Origin of the sequence: Buttiauxella brennerae ATCC 51605 (genome assembly GCF_001654925.1) — a bacterium.
Lineage (GTDB): Bacteria > Pseudomonadota > Gammaproteobacteria > Enterobacterales > Enterobacteriaceae > Buttiauxella > Buttiauxella brennerae.
The window spans coordinates 129,172-144,081 of the sequence record NZ_LXER01000006.1 but is presented as its reverse complement, the minus strand read 5'-3'; the positions used below and the strand labels follow the sequence as shown (position 1 = coordinate 144,081).

Annotated in this window: 14 protein-coding genes, 1 other RNA gene and 1 pseudogene; 3 read left to right on the top strand and 13 right to left on the bottom strand. The window is 46.7% G+C overall.

The features are described 5' to 3' along the window. The first annotated feature begins 15 nt into the window (after positions 1-15). Positions 16-1,143: a beta family protein gene (locus M975_RS01930; protein ID WP_064557027.1), complete on the top strand. Its 1,128-nt coding sequence runs from the start codon at positions 16-18 to the stop codon at positions 1,141-1,143. A gap of 79 nt (positions 1,144-1,222) precedes the next feature. Here M975_RS01930 and M975_RS01925 read toward each other — a convergent pair whose 3' ends face one another. From M975_RS01925 to ffs, 8 genes and pseudogenes are all read right to left on the bottom strand, one after another. Continuing rightward, positions 1,223-2,740: an SIR2 family protein gene (locus tag M975_RS01925; RefSeq protein ID WP_064557026.1), complete on the bottom strand. Its 1,518-nt coding sequence runs from the start codon at positions 2,738-2,740 to the stop codon at positions 1,223-1,225. Positions 2,741-2,881: 141 nt separating this feature from the next. Beyond that, positions 2,882-3,172, bottom strand: a pseudogene (locus M975_RS23275) (integrase); the annotation flags it as partial. 171 nt (positions 3,173-3,343) lie between these two features. Next, positions 3,344-3,778 (bottom strand): hypothetical protein, encoded by a 435-nt coding sequence (locus M975_RS01920; RefSeq protein WP_064557025.1) that lies wholly within the window; start codon positions 3,776-3,778, stop codon positions 3,344-3,346. Further along, entirely contained in the window at positions 3,778-4,185 is a 408-nt protein-coding gene (locus M975_RS01915) for a hypothetical protein (protein WP_064557024.1), read from the bottom strand. The genes M975_RS01920 and M975_RS01915 overlap by 1 nt, the downstream gene beginning before the upstream one ends. 295 nt (positions 4,186-4,480) lie before the next feature. Next, positions 4,481-4,945, bottom strand: a complete 465-nt coding sequence (locus M975_RS01910; protein WP_245164259.1) for a hypothetical protein — start codon at positions 4,943-4,945, stop codon at positions 4,481-4,483. A gap of 25 nt (positions 4,946-4,970) precedes the next feature. Further along, positions 4,971-5,702 carry an HNH endonuclease gene (locus M975_RS01905; RefSeq protein ID WP_064557023.1) on the bottom strand — a complete coding sequence of 244 codons (732 nt, stop codon included), beginning with the start codon at positions 5,700-5,702 and terminating at the stop codon, positions 4,971-4,973. Between the two features lie 109 nt (positions 5,703-5,811). Next, a complete protein-coding gene (locus M975_RS01900) occupies positions 5,812-6,903 on the bottom strand; it encodes a site-specific integrase (RefSeq protein WP_064557022.1) in 1,092 nt (363 codons plus the stop codon). Between the two features lie 108 nt (positions 6,904-7,011). Beyond that, positions 7,012-7,108, bottom strand: an RNA gene (ffs, locus tag M975_RS01895) — signal recognition particle sRNA small type. Positions 7,109-7,280: 172 nt separating this feature from the next. On the opposite strand from ffs, the gene M975_RS01890 reads away from it, so the two are divergent. Beyond that, on the top strand, positions 7,281-7,592 hold the full coding sequence (locus M975_RS01890) for an MGMT family protein (protein ID WP_064557021.1): 312 nt from the start codon (positions 7,281-7,283) through the stop codon (positions 7,590-7,592). A 40-nt stretch (positions 7,593-7,632) separates the two neighbouring features. On the opposite strand, the gene M975_RS01885 is transcribed toward M975_RS01890, so the two are convergent. Further along, on the bottom strand, positions 7,633-8,208 hold the full coding sequence (locus M975_RS01885; RefSeq protein WP_064557020.1) for a YbaY family lipoprotein: 576 nt from the start codon (positions 8,206-8,208) through the stop codon (positions 7,633-7,635). Between the two features lie 214 nt (positions 8,209-8,422). Between M975_RS01885 and tesB the strand changes: the two genes are divergently transcribed. Further along, positions 8,423-9,283: an acyl-CoA thioesterase II gene (tesB, locus tag M975_RS01880; protein ID WP_064557019.1), complete on the top strand. Its 861-nt coding sequence runs from the start codon at positions 8,423-8,425 to the stop codon at positions 9,281-9,283. Positions 9,284-9,436: 153 nt separating this feature from the next. Here the strand turns inward: tesB and amtB are convergent, their stop codons facing one another. The 4 genes from amtB to M975_RS01860 form a co-directional block, all read right to left on the bottom strand. Further along, on the bottom strand, positions 9,437-10,723 hold the full coding sequence (gene amtB / locus M975_RS01875) for an ammonium transporter AmtB (protein WP_064557018.1): 1,287 nt from the start codon (positions 10,721-10,723) through the stop codon (positions 9,437-9,439). 32 nt (positions 10,724-10,755) lie between these two features. Then, positions 10,756-11,094 (bottom strand): P-II family nitrogen regulator, encoded by a 339-nt coding sequence (glnK, locus tag M975_RS01870; protein WP_002891893.1) that lies wholly within the window; start codon positions 11,092-11,094, stop codon positions 10,756-10,758. Positions 11,095-11,347: 253 nt separating this feature from the next. Beyond that, positions 11,348-13,126 (bottom strand): SmdB family multidrug efflux ABC transporter permease/ATP-binding protein, encoded by a 1,779-nt coding sequence (locus tag M975_RS01865; protein ID WP_064557017.1) that lies wholly within the window; start codon positions 13,124-13,126, stop codon positions 11,348-11,350. Further along, on the bottom strand, positions 13,119-14,897 hold the full coding sequence (locus tag M975_RS01860; RefSeq protein ID WP_064557016.1) for a SmdA family multidrug ABC transporter permease/ATP-binding protein: 1,779 nt from the start codon (positions 14,895-14,897) through the stop codon (positions 13,119-13,121). The genes M975_RS01865 and M975_RS01860 overlap by 8 nt, the downstream gene beginning before the upstream one ends. Between the last annotated feature and the right edge of the window lie 13 nt (positions 14,898-14,910).

Sequence of the window (14,910 nt, the reverse complement as noted above, 5' to 3'; positions counted from 1 at the left end):
TCCGGAGGCCGTTATATGTATCCTACTTACGTTCCTATACTGAAAGCAAAGCCTGGTGAATTTGCGGCATTAGAAAAACTTAAAACGGCATATTCACAAAGGATAACACCTTTCTTCGAGATCCCTAAATTCACACAAAAAATGCGTGAACAGGCTTATTATCGTGACTCCACCCAGCCTAAAAAACATTATCTCGATAAGATTTCACATGAAATTTCAAAATCATGTAAAAGTTCTGCAATCTTTTTTGACCATTTTGAATGGAAGCCCAATGAATATATCGAAACAGGAGAGCATGTATACAGTTACATGTTTCGCAAACTCACAGGAAGTGGCCTGAAAGTTCATCCAGTGGTGGGATTTGACCGATGGGATGATGTTGATTATCAAAACGCGTTATGTAATTTATCTATTACAGACGACACATATTTTTGTTTGCGTATTGACTCAGAAACAATAGAAGATGCTTATGATGAAGATTATTTCAAAGATAGCATTAACAGCATAGTTCATGGATTGAATCTCACAAACCAGCAAATCATCATTTTGTTTGATTTTGGCGATGTTACTAAAAAATCTATCGTTTCATTACTTGCAGACATGCAACATCTTCTAAAAATTGTCAGTGAATATAAATTTAGTTCTGTGATGATGGCTGGTGCTTCATTTCCAATGATTATTAACGAAGCCGTTAAGGATGAAGATTCTACTGACTATGTCGAACGTCGTGAAATGGTTGTTTGGAAAACACTTCTGGAAGATAGTAATCACAACCTCATATTTGCGGATTATGGGATACGAAATCCTTCAGCAGCAGATGACATTATTGCAACTCATGCAAATGGGAAAATTCGTTACACTATTTCTAATAGATATTTTGTGGCTCGTGGACATTCTAAGCAAAAAGGTAATAAAGGCGAGCAAATTTATGACCTCGCCAAGGTTATTGTCAATTCGTCTCATTACTTAGGGCCAGAATTTTCGTGGGGCGATGAAAAAATACTTGATTGCAGTATGAAGAAATTGAAAGGTAGGCCACAGGACTGGATCGGATTTGATACGAATCATCACATCAGCTATGTTGTTGAAGAAGTCTTAGAGTTCAATCGTATCAAAGCAGCAAAACGTGCAGAAGAAATTTAAATTGTACATTGACAATGCCCACTAATGTGGGCATCTTCTATTTCATATAGTTATGCAACATTAACTAAAAGATATATAATCAATGAGGATCACCATATTTTTTGTAGTCGTACACACAGAGTAAACGCCTATAATCTGTTCCTTTCTTGTCTGGCATCGAACGTAAAAGCCCTTCTACATCATCAGCAACAATAATATCATTCCATGTTGACCATATAATAGATTTTATTTTATTCGTTCGAGTGATTGATTCATCAGAATAAATATCCCCCCAATTATCATGTGTGTTTTGCACTGCAATTGGCAAGCCAGCAAGATACTCTTCGATTTTTCTTCTTTGTTGAGTTTTAAGCGGTTCACACTTAACAAGCTCATGGCAAATCTGACAGAAGCCATATATTGGGAACCATTGGGTAGATGTTATATTTATTTTATCGATTAACTGTAACAATTGGTGGTTTGATTCATCAATTATATCAAAATAATCCGTTATGAAATTCGACGAGTTCTTATGTTCATATGTTATAGAATTACTTGATCCTATAACTAATATTTTATCACTATTATTAAGAGAGTCGATATCCTCTGTAATATTGACTTTTATACTGGTACCATCATCATGTACACCTGAATATATATCCTTAACAATACTTTGAACTTTTCGTATATCCATAGCAGACACTGGTAGATTCAAGTTAGATAGTGCTCTATATATTTCTATGAAATCATCAGTCTTTATCTTATTTATTCTTATTGTGGAAAAACCTTCTAAATCAATGTCATGCTCAGTAATATCATGTGATGCTGAATCCTTTTCAAACTCGACCAAGAGGAAATTATTTCTAATACGTTGTGCAGTAAGTGAGTTTGGTTCAACATAAGTGAAAATAGTTTTCAGTAAGCTCTTTATGTTTTCATCACCAATCCCATAACCCATGAATATAATAGGGTTATGAATGAAAATTGAGAGTAATTGAGCACGAATTAACTCATACTTGTTATCAAAATGAGAATAGTCATCTTCTGTTATAATGATTTTTGAGGGGTCTTTATTACAACCATGAATCTTATATACGGAACCATAGGGATTACTCAACAATATATCATTCCCGACTAACGGTTCAAAGCTAAATACATCTTCAACAAGGCCATCATAGTTTGTGGTTATAACTGAGCCTACATTTTTTCTGATTTTCTTTAACTCTGCTAATTCCTCTTTTTTATTCTCTCTATAATCAAGCCTCCCTACTAACTTTGAAATATATATTTTAAATCTGCTCAGATTATTTTCACGCTCCATCTCAGCATAGAAATAATCATTTATCTCTTTAAACTTACCATTACGATCTTCACCTAATGCTTGGTTGAATGCTTTTTCTAATTTAGTAGCAATTAGGGAATAGTTATATTTACCATCAACTTGGCATTCAGCTTTAATATCTAAATAAAATTCATTATTCCCTTTCAACTCAAAAGCAATATACTTTAACAATCCATCCCATGTATGCGAATTGTTAAGATACCTCAAACTGATACCTGCTCCGATGAAAAGCACTGGGTGGTTGCGATACTGGCCTATAAATTCCCGGATATTCATGTCACCCCCTCTGATAAGTCAGAACATTCTATCTTGACTGCTTGGCAAATCAATAATGTAGACAAATATATATGAGCTAAGATAGTCCAGTAGTTATCGCTTGCTTTGCGTCCCTATGATTGATTTCTCATGTCTTCGATGTTAGACCCAGCAAAGCCCATCAACTACATAGGAGACTGTAAATAGAGGAAACGTATGTAAATATCGTTTAGTGATTCCTCCACTTTTCTCATGACCAACAGTCTGCTGAAGATGAAGAATGTTAGTGACCCAGCCAGCCATTGCGGCAGAACATACCGAGTGACGGATAGAATGCAGCAACCGCCGCTGTCCATAATCGTCCAGATAAGGAATACCCAACTGATCTCGAACATCAGCAAACATTTTATCGGCTTTATAAATGTTTGTACCTGCAACTTCTGAAAAAATTCTAATACTGTGGTCAGTTTTTGTTGAACACTACAGAACAAATCCTCACAGGTGCAGCCCTAACCACTATTAACAAAGTGTTGGAGGTGTGAGCGTTACGGATATTTCGGGATTGTAGCCCGTGGAAATGGGTGGCGTTGATCTACGTAGTTAAGCAACCCTCGCACAATCGTTCTATTTTTTCATGCAACTTTTGCTGTCATAGAGAGTGAAAAACATAGGCTCTCCTTCCTTGTTCTCAACTGATACGAGAACAACGGCATTTTTACTCATAATCAAAGGCCTTATTGATGGGTTATTACATACCAGTATCCCTTTTATACCGTGATCGTCCTTAGCCACATCAGTGATAAAATTTTTATCGGTGGAATCTACTCTCACTGTGTAATTTAGAGAATCGATACGTTGTGCAGGAAGTTTAACGATCTTTTTGCCCGTATCCACTGTCGGGACATACCCATCCAGTGTTGAAATTCTCACGCTGGTTATGGTGAAGAACTCTTTTAAGAAGTCAGGCGGGATAACAACCTTAGTTTTTTCAGTACTTACAGTCCCTTCAGCAAACACCAAAGAGCTTATAAAACAAGAAAGCAGCACTATTCTTTTCATTATGTATCCAGCTCAGGTAATGCTCTTCGTAACAAAGGTGCAATGAACATCTCAATGTAACCATCTTCGTATGCTGTCGTCGATTCCATCTCTAAATGCTTCAGGAGCTGAACAATAATGATTTTTAAAGCTCCTAAGCAGTCCTGAGCATTAACCAGAATTTGCCCTTGCCCGCCATATAAGCCTATGAATGTTAGTACCGACTCAACCGCTGCTATCTTTGGATTAAGACGTGTACCATCCATTTTCGAGAAAACGAAACAACGAACTTGATACTGTTTCAGCACAATCGCGTGGGCTAACCCTTCAGTATGGTTCCTAAACATAAGTGGAAGACTGTTAATTTCTGTTTGAATCACAGTTTCTACTTTGCTGATAAACCAGCTTTCTTTCAGATTATCGAACATAATCTAACCTTATTTTTGTTATTCGCTGTGTTACAAAGAAAGGATAGATGCGTTTAGTTATTGTTCAAGAAATTCGGGGCTATTCAATGCGTATACGGGCTTGCGATGATGATACGAGAGGGCTATGACTATTCATGGGAATTTTTTATCTTGCTTCTGATAGAAATCTTTCCAGAATTTCATCGTTGATCCTGCACAATAATCAGACAATTCTTTGAAGTCATTTTCATACTGCGGGAGATTTTTAGCCAAAGTTATTTGCTTAGGTAGTGCGCCAGTGCCATCACCAACAACTTTAAACTTTTATAGCTCCGTTCTTTCTATCCTCGTTGACTAATTCCAATGCCGCAACAGTTTGCATTCTGCCTTCATGCAACTGCTTCAAATAGAATTTTCTATTAAAGAAGAAGTCACGGAATGCTGGAGTGTCAGCTTCAAGCCTAATGTCCCATGTAAGCGGTAGAGCATCACAGATTTTTTCACTCATCATTTCACCACTTACGCTTCCGTCCGCGGATGCCTCCATATTTAGAGTCATCTTTGGTTGTGAGGGATCTAATCCAAGATCACCACTGTTCGCTAAGTACTCAGTATTTGTTGACCATTGACCTGTTAAAAATTCGCTATCGTAGATGTATGTCTTCTTTAATTCCTGATATGACAAAGGAATTTTCACTAAACTATCTAAAACACCGCTGAAACTGGTCAGAAACCCAGCAACATAGATCAGCGCGTACTTACCCCATTCAAGTTTTTTCATGTACATCTTGTATCAGTAATTTTCTTCAATCTTGCTTATTAACTGTCACTAATTCCAAAACACCGTAATGAGCTTGCCTATGACAATTGGGGCATAGTGCAATTGCATTTTCCACAGAATCCTCTCCCCCTTTAGAAAGCCACTCGATGTGGTGAACCTCAAGAAATGGTGTGCCATCTTCTTTCACAAATGGAGCATCGTGCTTACAGCTTTGGCATTTACCATTAGCCCTTAAAAGAACCTCAGCAACCACATACGGGCTTCGCTTATAAACTCGCGTTGTCACCACTGTTAGTTCTGGTGTTTTGCTTTCTGCCTCTAAAATTTGCTTTCGTTCGGATGGGGGTAATTTGGCAGCAGCCTCAACAGCCTCTTCAAACTGTGATCTCACCTGGCGGTAACACCATTTATCTTGTAAATCCTGGTACAACTCCCATACACCATGCATAGACGGCTGATAGATCTCGAAAGTGTTCCCGCGCTTGAACAATCGATCATACTGATTATGACGGTGAGTCACATCATCTGTTCGCCTGGCTGTTTTATTGAAACTCCAGTAGCTTCGATTGCAATTGACTGTGTTAACAATGAGATTAAGGCGTGTATCGTCTTTATAATGCGGGAACAATCCTCTAAGGTAGTCATCTACTTGATTCGCTGTTGCCGCACCTCCGAACTGTTCCGCGACTACTTGAACAGTAGTGATCCTTATAGGTTGCTCCCCATACTTGTAAGTTCGTTTAGGTTTTACTGCCATCCTCGACCCCTTCAGCAGTTAAAATTTATCTCAGATTAGCTATCGTTCATAGTTTCTGCAAACATCTGATTTCACTAAAAGAAGCCAATAAGCCGTAGGTCATAAGATTTCAAAGTGACTCAAGTAGCCTAACCAATCGCGAAACATCAATACCTTTCCCATAGCGGTTATAAGTAATCGTTGCATTGGAATGTCCCAGCACTTGTGATGCGAACTGCTCCGGAAATCCATGCTGTTTAAAGACTGTCGCTGCATAGTGGCGCAATGAATGATACTCAGGTAAACCATGCTTACCCCTGAACCTCGTAAACCATCGGCTAAAGTAATGACCGTAACTCCCAAGATGAAGAGTTAACTCAGGGAACAAATGCCCTTTCCTGTCGTTGATGAAATCAAGCAGGCCAAGAGCCAATAGCTGAGAATGGATGGGCACAAATCGCCTTGAACTATCAGTCTTGAGTGTCTGATTTGGGTTCAGGTTATCTACTCGTAAGCACCAAATCCCCTCAACCTTAATCACATCGTTGTGGTAAAGCTGGCAGATCTCGTTTTGCCTCATGCCTGAGTAACGAGCGATTAAAATAATCCAGCGCTTCCAATCCTTCACACCACTCAAAGCGATGTGCAGACGTTTTAGATCGTTGAGAGTGTACGCAGGGCGGCGATCCATCGGTGCCGTGGTTTCTTTCACGCTCATACCTTCAAATGGATTTCGGATATCTTCATCCGTGCGCGTGGCAAGCCATTTGAAAAATGCTGCATTCTTCTTGATGTAACGGTTTCTGGTGGATGCAGAACCTTCAAGGCTATCAACAAACTCAGCAGCACTACGCTTACTAAAGGGTTCTTTCGTGGCAGCAAGATACGACTTCACGCATCTATTGATCGTCAAAATCTCACGCTCGCCCACAGCTTCCTTTTTGGCATGGGTGTACTTCTCAAGTTCTCTACTGAGATCCGGAAATGATTGCCTCTTCTTTTTTATCAAGTCAGAAGCAGCCGCAGCAGAAGATGGGGGTTCCGGGATGGCCTGTGTTCCACAGGCGAAAGGCAGTGAAGTGAGATATTGCTCTGCACGTTTCATAGCTTCACGCTTTGAACGTGTCCGCAGAGAAATACGAATCTCACGCCGTTTCCGAGGTGTTAGATATACTCGACGGTAGTACCAAATTCCGTGACGGGATAACATCAGATGTGACATTGATTAGCGCCCTAAGTGATACACAAAAGTTGTACCACCAGCGGATCAATGCAAAGAAATGGGGTTTTTAATGATAAAAATCATTGCGTTAGCACAAATGGGTGGGGGCCCTGCCAGCTACATCCCGGCACACACGTCATCTGCTGCGGCTGCTTCCTTCCGGACCTGACCGAATTCACAAATTAGTGTTGCGGGAGAACCAACAGGGCCCCCATTGAGAGCGCTAGTTACCTAACGCGCTGGCGCATTATCCATGTTGACCCCGGCAATTGCAAGCGAGCAGCGGTCAGGTGTTGCTTTCTTGCGCAGTCGCTGTTTTTCTTTTCAGTTTAGCCGCTGACGATTATCCTTATCGACATCCTGCTATGGAGTTTTCTATGGATAACCACGACTCATTCCCGCAGCGCGTTTATCAGATTATTGCCGCCATTCCAGAAGGTCATGTAACGACTTACGGTGACGTGGCGCGACTGGCGGGTTCACCGCGTGCAGCACGGCAAGTGGGTGGTGTCCTCAAACGTTTACCCGAAGGCAGTAAGTTACCCTGGCATCGCGTGGTTAATCGGCAAGGGCAAATCTCCCTGACCGGACCTGATCTACAACGCCAACGTCAAGCCCTGCTTTCAGAAGGCATTATGGTGTCGGGTGAAGGGAAAATTGAGATGGAACGTTATCGCTGGAATTATTAAAAAGCGCCTCGGGCGAGGCGCTTATCATCAGAGCTAAGGGTTAAAACTGCGTTGGCGCAGGAACCGCTGATGAAGGATTCACCTGAGTAGGTGATGTGGACGGCACGGTGGTGACTGCACCACCACTGGCCTGAACAGGCACCGCAGTTTGCTGGACAGGCACCAGTGTCAGATCGGCTTTTACGCCACCATTGTTAATCACCGGCTGAATGGTATCGGTAATAAACATCAGCTTATCGTTCACTGTAATCGCCGCACTCAGGATAATACGTGCGTTCGGTTGAATATCCGCAGGGTTGAAAGGCAGCACAAAACTAAACGGTGACTGCTTCCCTTCTGTACGAACCGCTTTCTGAGAAAGAACTTTTGACGGCGCATCAGCCAACGATGCGTCAGACAGCGTTACAGTGAGCACCGCATCTGGAGGCAACGCGACACGCTGGCGAATCCAGACTGTACCTGAAACGTTAGGCTGAGCGATATCTGACTGCGCCGTTGCCGCAGCCGAAGAGGTGGTTGCCGCAGGTGCAGGCGTTGGGATATCGGCACTTTTCTGCGCGCATCCCGCCATCGCAACAGCAATGGCTAAACCACTTAACGTGTGCACAAGTTTCATTGATTTGTTCTCCTTATTATCAATGCATCAGCAGGCCAAAGACCCGCGAGTAATGAGTGGTTAAACATGCTTATCAGGCTAAGTGTGGCACATATCACTGATTTTTGCCCAAAACCGAAACACATCATCAGGTCGGGCCACTACGTGGCGAATGTTGGAAAGCTGTTATAATCAGGCCAATTGCACGATTTTAATTTTTTATTGAGGACACTTTATGAGTCAGGCGCTCAGCAATTTGTTGGCATTACTCAATCTGGAAAAGATTGAAGAAGGTATTTTTCGTGGCCAGAGCGAGGACTTAGGTTTACGTCAGGTGTTCGGTGGGCAAGTCGTCGGCCAGGCATTATATGCTGCCAAAGAAACCGTGCCGGTTGACCGTCTGGTTCATTCGTTCCACAGCTATTTTCTGCGTCCTGGTGACAGCCAGAAACCCATCGTTTATGACGTTGAAACCCTGCGCGATGGTAATAGCTTTAGCGCCCGTCGCGTTGCTGCCATTCAAAATGGCAAACCTATTTTCTATATGACGGCCTCTTTCCAGGCACCAGAGCCAGGTTTTGAGCACCAAAAAACCATGCCTGCGGCCCCTGCCCCGGAAAACCTGAAATCAGAAACTGAAATTGCGATGGCGTTTGAAAAGCTGCTGCCTCAAACGCTTAAAGAAAAGTTCCTGTGTGAAAAACCGCTGGAGATTCGCCCGGTCGTTTTCCATAACCCTATGCAGGGCCATGTTGATGAGCCTGTGCGCCAGGTGTGGATGCGGGCGAATGGCAAGATGCCCGCTGATTTACGCGTGCATCAATCTTTGCTGGGTTACGCTTCTGATTTTAACTTCTTGCCGGTTGCCCTTCAGCCTCACGGCGTCGGTTTCCTGGAGCCTGGCATGCAGGTCGCCACAATCGATCATTCGATGTGGTTCCACCGTCCGTTCGATATGAATGACTGGCTGCTCTACAGCGTGGAAAGCACGTCGGCGTCGAGTGCGCGTGGTTTTGTTCGCGGTGAGTTTTATTCACGTGACGGTGTGTTAGTGGCATCGACAGTGCAGGAAGGCGTGATGCGCAAGCGGGGTTAGACTAAGGGCGCCCTCACCCCGGCCCTCTCCCCCAGGAGAGGGAGAAAACCAGTCACGCCTGAAAGAAGAAAACCGGTTACTCCACTCTCTTTTGGGAGGGGGAGATAACCGGTTAATTCCCTCTCCTTCGGGAGAGGGTTATGGGAAAATCATTTATGCGTTGTAAGCATTTTCGCCGTGGCTGTTGACGTCCAGACCTTCGCGCTCATGCTCTTCTGGTACACGCAGACCCACGGTCAGGTCAGCAACCTTGAAGCCGATGAACGCCACAACCGCAGACCAGACAATCGTCACACCGATACTTTCCAACTGCACCAGTACCTGATGGCCCATGGTCACGCCTTCTGCATAACCCACACCACCAAGAGAAGTCGCTGCAAAGATACCTGTCATGATGCAACCTACGATACCGCACACACCGTGGACACCGAACACATCGCAAGGGTCATCCACACGCAGCCATTTTTTCAGCAGCGTCACGCCCCACAAGCCAGCCAGACCAGCCACGATACCGATAATCAGTGCACCGCCTACGCCGACATAACCACACGCTGGCGTGATACCTACCAGGCCTGCAATTGCACCGGAACACGCACCCAGCAAAGAAGGTTTGCCACGCAATGCCCACTCGCCAAACACCCAACCCAGCACCGCAGCCGCCGTTGCAACAACCGTGTTCACAAAGGCCAGTGCAGCGATTTCATTAGCAGCACTTGCAGAACCGGCGTTGAAGCCGAACCAGCCGAAGTACAGAATTGCTGTGCCGGTAAACACCATCGGCAGGTTGTGCGGTTTGAATGCTTCTTTACCGTAACCCACACGTTTGCCAATCAGGTATGCACCCACCAGGCCTGCTACTGCGGCGTTGATGTGAACCACTGTACCGCCCGCAAAGTCCATCGCGCCGTGAGTGGCCAGCAAACCACCACCCCATACCATATGTGCGATTGGCACGTAGGAGAGCGTCAGCCAAATCACTACGAAGATCAGCACCGCAGAGAAGCGAATACGTTCAGCCAGTGCACCTACGATAAGGCCCACGGTGATACAGGCGAAGGAGCCCTGGAACGCAACATGAATATATTGGTAGAAAGACCCCATCAACGCGGTGAGCTGAATATTTTTCAGCAACACCCAGTCGAAGTTACCAAAGAAGCTGCCGCCGGTGCCGAAGGCCAATGAATAGCCATAAACCACCCACAGCACGCAAACCAGAGAAAACGTGACCGTTATCTGAGTCAGCATAGACAGCACGTTTTTAGAGCGAATCAGGCCACCGTAAAACAGCGCCAGCCCAGGAATTGTCATAAACAGCACCAATGCGGTGCTAATCATCATAAAGGCGTTGTCAGCTTTATCGGCTACAGCCGGTGCCGCCAGAGCAATAGATGGCGCAAGTGCCAGGGCTACAACGCCTAAGATAGAGGCTAATTTCTTCATTTTTTCCATCCCTTTCACGAGTGGCAAGACGATTACAGTGCAGCTTCGTCGGCTTCGCCGGTACGAATGCGGATGACGCGTTGCAATTCAGCAACGAAGATTTTGCCATCGCCAATTTTGCCGGTGTAGGCAGCTTTGCTAATGACATCAATAACTTCATCGAGTTGATCATCGGCAATTGCCACATCAATTTTCACTTTTGGCAGGAAATTGACGCTGTACTCAGCACCGCGGTACAACTCTGCATGACCTTTTTGGCGACCAAAGCCTTTCACTTCAGTCACGGTCAGCCCTTGAATACCGATTGAAGACAATGCTTCGCGAACGTCTTCGAGTTTGAACGGTTTGATCACCACGGTAACCAGCTTCATAGTTCCCCTCCAGTCAGAATTGGGTAATTGCCTCTACAACACTCTTTAGATAAAGCAAAGAGTGTGCCAAAAATGAAAAACAGCTATTTTCAGCGCATTGAGCCGCGCCGAATGGGGAATTGAAGGAGGGAAATAACGATGACCGGGATTAAGAAATTTCTTAGATAATAAAAACGCACCATTTTAGTGCATGGTGCGTTTCACTTCTGCACCAATGATGATAACCATTGGTTTTATGCGTGCTTTTGGTGCATCACGCTGTTGCGGGTTCTTCGCGTGTGGCAGCGGCTAATTCTTCGCCCGCCAGTTGCAGTTGATACATCTGCCAGTAACGCCCTTGCGCAGCCAGCAGTTCGCTGTGCGTCCCGCGTTCAACGGCTTGCCCACGATGCAATACCAGAATGGTATCGGCATCGGTAATCGTAGACAGGCGGTGGGCAATGACCACAAGCGTGGTGTGCTCGCGAACGGCCGCCAGAGCGTGTTGGATAGCCTGCTCTGTGCCGGAGTCGATATTCGCGGTCGCTTCATCGAGGATCAAAATCTGCGGTGCATCCACCAGCACTCGCGCCAGCGCCAGTAACTGCTTCTGGCCGACGGACAAATTATTGCCCTGCTCGCCCAACCGTGTGTGGATCCCCTCGCTCATGGTGTGCGCAAGCTCGGCAAGTTGCACCGTTTCGAGTGCCTGCCAGACCGCTTCTTCGCTAATGTCGCGCCCAAGCGTGACGTTGGCAAAGAACGAGTCGGCCAGCACCACTGGGTCCTGCTGAACCATCGCCACACCCTGGCGTAAAACACTGTGGCTCAGCGTATCCAGCGGGCGACCATCAAGACGGATTTCACCGTTCGTCAGTGGGTAATAGCCCATCAACAAGTTGGCAAGGGTACTTTTCCCGCTCCCGGTGTGCCCTACTAACGCAACGAAACTCCGCGCCGGGACATCCAGGTTAATATTTTCGAGCACCAGGCGGTCACCGCGATAGGCAAACGACACGTTATCAACTTCAATGCGGCCACTTTCCAGCGGGCGATTGTCGTTACCGTAATCCTGGCGCTTGCCATCCATCAGTTCGAACACACGCTCACCGGCAACCACCGCCTGTTGCAACATAGATTGTTGGGTGGTGAGTTCGATGAGTGGCTCATTCAGACGGCCCAGATAGTTGATAAATGCGTACAGCACGCCAACTTCAATAGTACCTACCGAGGTAAAACCGAACAGCATTAACAGGCCACAAAGCACCATGGCAGAGAACAGACTCAGTAACGGGCGCAGTAAAAAGCCATCGAGGCGCAACGTTTGCATTCGCGCCATGTAGTGCGAACGGCTCGCCGCCCCCATGCGCTCGCCGAAACGGGCCTGCTGGCGAAACTGCTGGATAACGCTCATACCATTAATGACTTCGTTGAAGCCATCGTTAATATCTGCCAGATAACTACGCACGCGGCGCACAATCGGAGTGCTGTAACGTTGATAAATAAACATCACAATAATGACCGCAGGGAAGATGCAAATCGCCACCGTTGCCATGCGCCAGTCGAGGCTGAACATCGCCACCAGCATGGCACCAATCAATGCCGCACTGCGTAGTACAGTCGCGACTACCGTCACGTAGAGATCGCGGATCACTTCGGTATCGTTGGTTACGCGAGAGATCAACTGCCCCACCGGCTGCGTATCAAAGGTGCTGAGTGGCTGGCGTAAGGCAGCGTCCATGACGTCGGTACGTAATTTTTGCACCACCCCCACAGCCGCCTGGTTAAACAGCAATGCCTGCCAGTAATGCAGCCCGGCGGCGGTTATCGACAACAGCAGATACGCCGTCGCAAGCCCGGCAACTGCGGCAATTGGCAGGCGATGCTCTGACACCATGTTATCAATGAAATAACTCACCAGAATCGGGCCACTGACTTCCGCCGCCGCCGCAATCCACAGCATCACCACCGCGCCCGCCAACGGTTTACGCCACGGTGAACCATATGCCAGCAGGCGTTTGATGGTCGGCCATTGCTTGATGGACTTACGCATTGGTGACCTCCTCATCTACCGTTGCTTCTGGCGTATCATCCAGTGCCGCTTCCAGTTGTTGATAACGATACATATCGCGATACCAGCCTGGCGTTCCTGACAGCGCATCATGGTTGCCGCGCTGCACCACATGGCCGTGTTGCATAACCAGAATTTCACTCGCTTCGGTCAGCGCCGACAAACGGTGCGCGCTGATGATAACTGTGCGATTTTCGCCCCACTGGCGCAGGTTATGAAGAATTTGGTGTTCTGTGCGCCCATCAACTGCTGAAAGTGCATCATCGAGAATTAAAATCTCTGCATCGAGCAACAATGCTCGCGCAATCGAAATACGCTGTTTCTGGCCGCCGGAAAGCATCACACCGCGCTCGCCCACTTCGGTTTCATAACCTTGCGGCAGACGTAAAATATCCTCATGCACGCTGGCAAGCCTGGCGACGTGTTCGATTTCTTCCTGCGTGGCCCCCGGCTTACCCAGCGCAATATTGCTTGCAACCGTGTCGGAGAACAGGAAAGGCGTCTGGTTGACTACCGCCAGGCGGCTACGCCATGAGTCGAGTTGCATCTGCACCAGCGGAATACCGTGGAAACAAATCTCGCCCTGGTCAATATCAAAATGGCGCTGAATGAGCGACAGAACGGTGCTTTTCCCGGCACCGGTTGGCCCGCACAGGCCAAGCATTTCACCCGGTTTCAGGGTAAACGAAACGTTCTCAAGAGTCGGTCGTGCGGTTTGCGGGTAGTGGAACGCCTGAATATTGGCTTCCACCGTGCCGCGCCCGGCAGGCGCTTCTTTTTCGCCATCAGTCACTGATGGCGCTTCGGAAAGCATGCTGCGAATACGGCTGTACGCTGCGCTGCCGCGCTCGACAATATTGAACATCCACGCCAGCGCCAGCATTGGCCAAATCATCAGACCGAGATACATCACAAAGCTGGTCAGTTGCCCAAGGGTTAACGAACCCTGAATCACCATCCAGCTACCCCCGCCAATGGCGAGCAGGTTTGCAGTACCGATGGTGATATAAATCGTCGGGTCAAAACGGGCATCGACTCGCGCCACGCGCATGTTTTTCACCCCGGCATCTTTGGCTTCGGCGGCAAACAGCGCGGACTGGCGGTCTTCCAGACCAAATGCTTTGATCATGCGGATGCTGGATAAACTTTCCTGGGTGCGGTCATTAAGTGTTGAGAATGCTGCCTGCGCCAGCTTAAAGCGCTGATGCAACTGGTCGCCATAACGTTTGATGACCAGCGCCATAATCGGCATCGGCAGTAAGGCAAGCAGCGTCAATTCCCAGCTGATTTGCGTCGACATCACAATCAACACTGCACAACCCATCACCAGCGAATCCACCAGCGTTAATACGCCCTCACCTGCGGCGAAAACCACGCGGTCGACGTCATTTGTTGCACGAGCCATTAAATCGCCGGTACGGTGACGCAGGTAAAATTCGGGGTGCTGGCGGCTTAACTGGCGGTAATAGTCTTCACGCAGTTCGACTGCTAACTGATAAGACGCACCGAAAAGCAGCACGCGCCAGACATAACGCAGCATGTAGACGACCACCGCGATGACCAGCATCACGCCAATCCACATCAGCACGTCATTGCCTGAAAGGCGCTTTTGGGTAACGCCATCGACAATCACGCCCACCAGTTTTGGTGGCACAAGTTGCAAGATAGCAATGATAATAAGCAAGGCAACCGCCCCGAGATAGCGTCGCCACTCACGGGTGAAGTACCAGCTTAGTTGAGCAAATAATCGCACGCAGTCAGATTCC